At 65.0% G+C, this 6460-nt stretch carries 9 protein-coding genes; 8 read left to right on the top strand and 1 reads right to left on the bottom strand.

From position 1 onward, the window contains the following. The 4 genes from ACLP9N_RS33405 to ACLP9N_RS33390 all read left to right on the top strand — a co-directional run. Nucleotides 1-521, top strand: a 521-nt coding sequence (locus ACLP9N_RS33405; protein ID WP_442411409.1) for an aquaporin, incomplete at its 5' end; no start/stop codon positions are given. A gap of 58 nt (nt 522-579) precedes the next feature. Further along, nucleotides 580-1812, top strand: coding sequence for an FAD binding domain-containing protein (locus ACLP9N_RS33400; RefSeq protein WP_442411408.1), 1233 nt, complete (start codon nt 580-582; stop codon nt 1810-1812). After that, nucleotides 1778-2212 (top strand): cupin domain-containing protein, encoded by a 435-nt coding sequence (locus tag ACLP9N_RS33395; protein WP_442411407.1) that lies wholly within the window; start codon nt 1778-1780, stop codon nt 2210-2212. The genes ACLP9N_RS33400 and ACLP9N_RS33395 overlap by 35 nt, the downstream gene beginning before the upstream one ends. 919 nt (nt 2213-3131) lie before the next feature. Continuing rightward, nucleotides 3132-3317 (top strand): hypothetical protein, encoded by a 186-nt coding sequence (locus ACLP9N_RS33390; protein WP_442411406.1) that lies wholly within the window; start codon nt 3132-3134, stop codon nt 3315-3317. Nucleotides 3318-3520: 203 nt separating this feature from the next. Here the strand turns inward: ACLP9N_RS33390 and ACLP9N_RS33385 are convergent, their stop codons facing one another. Continuing rightward, on the bottom strand, nt 3521-4009 hold the full coding sequence (locus ACLP9N_RS33385) for a MarR family winged helix-turn-helix transcriptional regulator (protein ID WP_442411405.1): 489 nt from the start codon (nt 4007-4009) through the stop codon (nt 3521-3523). A gap of 79 nt (nt 4010-4088) precedes the next feature. Here ACLP9N_RS33385 and ACLP9N_RS33380 point away from each other — a divergent pair, with 79 nt between their 5' ends. The 4 genes from ACLP9N_RS33380 to ACLP9N_RS33365 all read left to right on the top strand — a co-directional run. Then, on the top strand, nt 4089-4634 hold the full coding sequence (locus ACLP9N_RS33380; RefSeq protein ID WP_442411404.1) for an NAD(P)H-dependent oxidoreductase: 546 nt from the start codon (nt 4089-4091) through the stop codon (nt 4632-4634). Between the two features lie 160 nt (nt 4635-4794). Beyond that, on the top strand, nt 4795-5211 hold the full coding sequence (locus tag ACLP9N_RS33375; RefSeq protein ID WP_442411403.1) for a hypothetical protein: 417 nt from the start codon (nt 4795-4797) through the stop codon (nt 5209-5211). A 45-nt stretch (nt 5212-5256) separates the two neighbouring features. Further along, complete coding sequence (locus tag ACLP9N_RS33370) at nt 5257-5703, top strand: cupin domain-containing protein (protein WP_442411402.1); 447 nt, start codon at nt 5257-5259, stop codon at nt 5701-5703. After that, the coding region (locus tag ACLP9N_RS33365; RefSeq protein WP_442411401.1) for an NAD(P)-dependent oxidoreductase at nt 5700-6460 on the top strand (761 nt) is incomplete at its 3' end. The genes ACLP9N_RS33370 and ACLP9N_RS33365, both read left to right, overlap by 4 nt.

The raw sequence follows: 6460 nt of genomic DNA, 5'->3' as shown, positions 1-6460 counted from the left end.
TGGTCTACGCCGGTGGACACATCTCGGGCGGGCATTACAACCCTGCGGTGACCTTGTCGGTGTTGGTGCGGCGCCGGATCACCATGCGTGACGCCTTCATGTACTGGATCGTGCAGTTCGGCGCCGGGCTGCTGGCTGCGGCGGTGCTGCGTGGGATCGTCGATCCGGCACGGGCCACGACCACGGTGACGATGATGCTAACCGGTCATGCGTTGGTGGCCGCATTCGTGGTGGAGCTGTTGTTCACCTTCGCCCTGTGCCATGTGGTACTCAATGTAGGGACGAGCAAAAGCAATCGGAATAACTCATACTTCGGCCTGGCAATCGGTTTCACTGTGCTAGCAGGCGCTTTCGCGGTCGGCGCGATCTCCGGCGGCACGTTCAACCCGTCAGTCACAGTCGGCGCAGCCGTGATGGGCATGTTCGCGTGGCCGACGCTGTGGGTGTATCTGGTCGCCCAAGTCATCGCCGGCGCCGCCGCCGGAGTCACTTTCCTCGCGCTCAATCCTGACGACAAATGATTACGCCCCCGACGCCGATCGCCGGGTGGGCGAAAGTTCTCGAGGACGGGAAAGCCGGATGAGCCGGGCAGTAGTAGTGGGCGGATCACTCGGGGGCCTCACGGCGGCGCTGGTTCTCCGAGACCAGGGATGGGACGTCGACGTTCTGGAGCGCAGTGCGGTTCCGCTGCAGGGGCGCGGGGCCGGCATCGTCGCGCACCCCAACACTGTTCGCTATCTCGTAGAGCGGGTCGGTAAGGCGATTGGCGACATCGGCGTGCCTGCCAGCAGGCTTCGTTATCTCGGAGCTGACGGCTCGGTCGTCCACGAGCAGCCCTGCGCACACCGGTTGGCGTCGTACTTCGAGTTGTATCGCGGATTGCTGGACGCCTTCGGCACCGAGCACTACCACCTGTCGACTCAGCTTGCGCACCTGAATAACCGGGACGATGAAGTCGCGCTGTCACTGACCGACGGTCAGACTTTGACCGCAGACCTCGTAGTGTGCGCCGACGGCATCCGCTCGACGGGACGCTCGATTCTGGTGCCCGACGCGCAACCACGCTATGTGGGATACGTGGCCTGGCGCGGCACCATCGAACGTGATCAACTCAGCGGCCGTACGGCGAGCGTTCTGCGGGACGCCATCACCTACCGAATCCTCCCGCATGGCCACTTGCTGACCTATCCGATTCCGGGCATGGACGGGTCCGTGCTGTGCAACTGGCTCTGGTACCGGAACGTCGCTCCGGGAGACCACCTCACCGACCTGCTGACCGACCGAAATGGCTCCAAGGCTGAGCTGACCGTGCCACCCGGATCGGTCCAGACCAAGCATCTCGAAGCACTGCATTCCGCGGCGGACACCGAGCTCCCCTCACCAATTGCCGAGCTCGTCCAACGAAGCGCTGAGCCGTTCGTCCAGGTGATCGTCGACCTCGAGGTGCCTCGAATCGCCTTCGGGAGAAGCTGTCTGATCGGCGATGCGGCGTTCGCGCTGCGACCGCATATCGGTGCGGGCACCGCCAAGGCGGCCGACGACGCCTGGCAACTAGGCAACGCGCTGCTAAACACCACTGGACGGCAGGTACCCGTTCGCCTGAAGGGTTGGGAGGCTCAGCAGCTACCGACGGCCCGGCGTGCCATGCACAGGGCCTGCGCCGCCGGTCGAAGCGTGCAGTTCGAGGGCACCTGGCGGGTCGGCGACCCCTCACCGTTCGGACTGCACGCGGCCGGGGACAGCGCACTACCGGTCGTGGTACAGAGAGGAATCCCCAATGCACGAGCCTTCGGTCCGCGTCGTTCGGCGTGACCAACTCTCCGACAACACGCCGCAGACCTCGGGACTGCACCGGGCGGTCGCCTTCGACAGCGGCAACCCCGACGCCAGGGTACTGAGCGCCTTCCTCAGCACGGTGCTACCCGGCGCGGCGACCGGTGCGCACCATCACGGCGATCAGGAGACAATCCTGTACGTGCTGGAAGGCACCGCCAGGTACCGGTGGGGCGACCGCCTGCAGCACGTCGTTGAGGCTGGTCCGGGAGACTTCGTTTTCATTCCCGCGCACACCGTGCACCAGGAGATCAACGCGTCCGCCGCTTGCCCGACCGTCTGGGTTGTCACCCGCTCGAATCCCGATCCGATCGTGGTCAACCTCCCGGAGCTGGACAAGTTCGCCGAGCCGGCGACGCGCGAGTATCCCCATCCCTGACCCGGCGACGCGCCAGCAGCCGCGTCGCACCGACGATCCCCGGGGTGGGAATGCGCGCCGGTGCCGCGCACTGTCAAGCTGGCGTCATGGCTCTGCCGGCAAGCCTGTGACGGTCTCCGCGGGAGTGCAGTCAACGGTGCTTTGGATCGCAACGGCACGGAGCCGCGGGGTTTGATCGCTTCCCGGGGGCGGCGATGGCAATAACTGGATTTCGATGGGGATCTCGACGTCCAGCGACGTCCCCATCGATCCAGGTGGACTCGGGCGAGGGCCAGTGTGAATCATATCCGGCGTAACGACGCCACGTCAGGCTGCAGCCGGTGATAGGGCGTCGACATTGGTGGGCATGTTGAACAGGAGCCGGGACGTCACTGCGGTTGCCTGGGCTGGGTCGGTGGCGGTAGTCCTGGCAACCCCGCAGAGTAACCCTCCCGGATTCCCCGCTCTATTTCTTGCCTCAGAGCTGGGCTGCCGGGTGGAGCTGTCTCTCGGCAGCTACAGCTAAAGCCGCCGAACGGGTTCGGGGCGGTGCCGATCGAGTTCGGGTCGGCGCTGGCCGGTGCCGCGCCCCCAACGTAAAAGCCGAGGGCGACAACAGCGCCGACCAGTATTTTCGTGATCACTTGGTGGTGCTGAGTCGTCATGTCATCCTCTTTCCTCGAAATAAAGCGGTGGTGAGACTTGATACCGAATGCTTCACCGCGGGTACATTCAGACGTCCGTTGTCTCACTTGACATAATTGCGCGCCCGGAGGCCGGCGTCGCCACGGCTGACACCCATCAGTGCCGCCTGCCAACGGGAGTCTCCGGCCCCCAGCTAGCTGCATATCGGTACCTTTGTGCCCGAGGTTCCCGTTAGTGGGAATGCAGGTGGCCTCGCGAGCTGCGACGCTGGCCTGATGGTGCTGAGAGTTACGCTATGCGCTGCCTAATTGTTGATGAGAGAACGGATTTCGCCGACGCCGCCTGCGGTCTGCTCAAGCGCCACGGCATGGTTGTCGCCGACGTCCAGGCCGTCAAGGATATGACGCTGGCCTTGAACCTCGCGAAGGGCGGCGGGGCACCGCCACCGGTCACCGAGGCCGCGCGCGACGCCTACCGGTAGGTGGTCCGGGATGCATGCATGGGGGCGGTCTGACAACCCGGTTATTGGCCGTGATCTCGCTGGGTTATGAGCTACGCACCAGGGATTGCGGCAAAAGTTTGCGGGCGCAGTTCGACCCGCAAAGGGTCACTCTACGAGTGCCAGATAGCTGCCCCGTCGCGACTGCGCGGGTGCTGCCGGGCGGTCAAGTCGAGGTCAGGTGTTCAGCGGGGGACAGTCGTGCGGTGGTCGGCGGCGGCGGCGGCGGTGATGCGTTGTAGCGCGTCGCCGAGGGCGTCGAGGTCGATTCCTTCGAGGTGGTCGAAGAGGTAGCGGCGCAGGCTGCTGTTGTGGGTGGGCGTGGCTTCCTCGTAGCGCTTTCGCCCAGCGTCGGTGAGCACGGCGTTGTAGGCGCGGGCATCTCGGGTCGACTGTTCGCGGCGCACCAGGCCCTGGGTTTCTAAGCGCCCGACGGTGCGGCTGATCGCCGACAGTGACTGCTGGCAGCGCGCCGCGAGGCTGCTGAGTCCCAGGGTGTGCTTCGGGGCCTCGGACAACCACATCAGTGCGATGTATTCGGTGTGCGACAGGCGGTGCTCGCGCTGCAGGTCGGCGTCGAATTCGCGCATCATGGCCACGAATGCCGCGTGCAGCGCCGTAATCACCTTGTGCTCCTGGGCGGTCCGTGGCGGCACCGCCTTGCCGCGTGTCACGTCCGAAGACTACCACTTGCTTGTTTGCGCGCACAAGCATATGCTTGTTGGCGCAAGCAACTAGTTGGAGAGGATTCCCATGACAACTCGGATTCTGGCCTTGGTCGGCAGCCTGCGCGCCGGCTCCTATAACCGTCGACTGGCCGAGGCCGCCGTTAAACACGCCCCCGAGGGCATCGATGTCGAGATCTTCGAAGGACTGGGCGAGGTGCCGTTTTACAACGAAGACCTCGACCGGCCAGGCGACGTCCCCGACCCGGCGCAGGCGCTGCGCAACGCCATCCAGCGCGCCGACGCGCTGCTTCTGGTGACCCCCGAATACAACGGCAGCCTGCCCGCAGTGCTCAAAAATGCCATCGATTGGACCTCGCGGCCACATCAAGGCGGGGCAATCACCGGCAAGCCCGTCGCCGTGGTGGGGGCCTCCAATGGGCGTCACGGCGGGGTATGGGCTCATGACGACACCCGCAAGACCGCCGGCATCGCCGGGGCGCGCGTGCTAGAGGACGTCGCCCTGTCAGTGCCGCGCGCCGCCGAGCGGTTCGCCACCATCGACCCTGTAGATGACGACGAAGTCGCCACCGCCCTGCTCGACATCCTGGCCACGCTGGCCGCAGCGGCCTAAGCCACCACTGGGCGCCCCAGAGATAATGATGCGCACAACACCAGCAGCGAGCCCCTTCTGGCCGCCAGGTCGTCGTGGGTCAACGGCGTGGTTCCTAGTCGCCAAAGTGCGCCGTCCACTACTGCACCTGGGCTTGCACTCCTCAGATTGCGATCCCGCGATGACCAGCCAACCTGACGCGCTGTTGGCCATCAAGCCAGTGGCCATCAAGCCAGCACAACTACCCCACTACACTCACCCCGCAGTCATCGTCGGCAGCGTCATCATTCTGGCCATCATCACCCTGATGGCCGGGGTCACCCTCGCCATAGCCCATCACCTGGTTTCGGCCGAGCCGATGACTCATCGAGACCAAAGCCCGCGGCTCCCTTGCCTTGAGAAGCACGAGATGATCGGCGCAAACCTCAACCTGACCGAACACACCGCCCGCAGCGGTCCCGCTGTCGATGTGATTCCGGCTCCGGTCTCCGAAATGAAGTTCATCTCCAACATTCGTTGGACGGAATCAGGTTGCGGCGTGACGCTGGCAGCAACCGGTCCGCGGGCCGACACATCGGCCGCAAGCCCACCAGTGTGAAGGCACTCTTGACACAAGAGCGGATGAAATAGGAGGTACGTAGCTATGTCAGAAGTGAGGCTGCTTGATATCGGCGAGATCGAACGGGAGGTATTCACCAGGTGGGACATCACCGGCCATCAGGTCAACCGCCATCTGCTCAGCAAGGCGCTCACGGGCACTGATGACGTGGTCTTAGATCACCTGACGTTCCCGCCCGGTTTCGTCCACCACATGCACCGGCACCCGTACGCCGACATGGTCATCATCCCGTTGAGCGGTGCGGTGCAGTTCCGCGGCGCTTCGGGATCCCCCGTCGAGGCGTCGCCCGGACAGATCCTGGTGATCCCGCGCGGGAACTGGCATGAAATCAGCAACGTGAGCGCCGTGGACAACCAGGTCCTGCACTTCTTCTCCGGTGTCGGTTCGATTGACGATATCGGTTACGAGCCCTATGCGGGCCACGGCGAGGCGACTGGATTACCTGGGCACAAGCAAGGGAGCAGCGCATGAGGTTAGCGGTGATCGGGCTGGGCAGGATGGGCCGCGCGCTGGCCGAGCGGTTGCTCGAAAAGGGTCACGAGGTGATCGTGTGGAATCGGACCCCTGGTCGGGCTACCGCGCTCCAAGAGCGAGGAGCCAGGGTGATGGGCTCTTTGGGTGACGTGGGCGAGGAGGGTGATGCCGTGTTCCTGTGCCTGGCCGACGACCAGAGCACCCTCGACGTGGCGGCTCCCCAACGTGAGGCGCGATCGGCCTGGGCCCAGACCCTGGTGGTGAACACCGGCACGGTGGCTCCCGATGTCATCACTGCTCTTGCGCACGCCTACGGTGAGCGGTTCGTCAACGCGCAGATCATCGCGGCGCCGCAAGCTGTCCGCTCGGGTGCGGCCAAATTCATCGTCGGCGGCCCGGCGTCAGCCCGTGACGCGCTGCTACCGCTGTGGAAGGTGTTCGCCGGGGCGCTCGATGTCGGGGAGAGCCCGCAGACCGCAGCGATCATCAAGCTGTTGCACAACCAGATGCTGCTGGTGCAGCTGGCGGTAATCGCCGAGACCCTACGCGCGGGCCGCGCCGCGGGTATCGACGACGCGACCTTGGCGGCCACCTTGCGCGAGTCGCCGATGATGCCCGCGGGTCTGCGCAACCGCATCGACGTCTTCTTCGACCCCGACCACGCCGGTTGGTTCAGCAGCGTGCAGGCCGTCAAGGATGTGACGCTCGCCTTGGACCTTGCGGAGGGCGGGGCACCGCTGCCGGTCACCGAGGC

It is taken from the genome of Mycobacterium sp. (assembly GCF_052144515.1).
In the GTDB taxonomy this organism is placed as follows: domain Bacteria; phylum Actinomycetota; class Actinomycetes; order Mycobacteriales; family Mycobacteriaceae; genus Mycobacterium.
The sequence above is the reverse complement of the archived record's forward strand: the minus strand, read 5'-3'. Positions and strand labels throughout refer to the sequence as shown.

Coding starts and splice junctions, on each gene's coding strand:
- ACLP9N_RS33400 (WP_442411408.1), top strand. CDS start 580: ATGAGCCGGGCAGTAGTAGTGGGCGGATCACTCGGGGGCCTCACGGCG.
- ACLP9N_RS33395 (WP_442411407.1), top strand. CDS start 1,778: ATGCACGAGCCTTCGGTCCGCGTCGTTCGGCGTGACCAACTCTCCGAC.
- ACLP9N_RS33390 (WP_442411406.1), top strand. CDS start 3,132: ATGCGCTGCCTAATTGTTGATGAGAGAACGGATTTCGCCGACGCCGCC.
- ACLP9N_RS33380 (WP_442411404.1), top strand. CDS start 4,089: ATGACAACTCGGATTCTGGCCTTGGTCGGCAGCCTGCGCGCCGGCTCC.
- ACLP9N_RS33375 (WP_442411403.1), top strand. CDS start 4,795: ATGACCAGCCAACCTGACGCGCTGTTGGCCATCAAGCCAGTGGCCATC.
- ACLP9N_RS33370 (WP_442411402.1), top strand. CDS start 5,257: ATGTCAGAAGTGAGGCTGCTTGATATCGGCGAGATCGAACGGGAGGTA.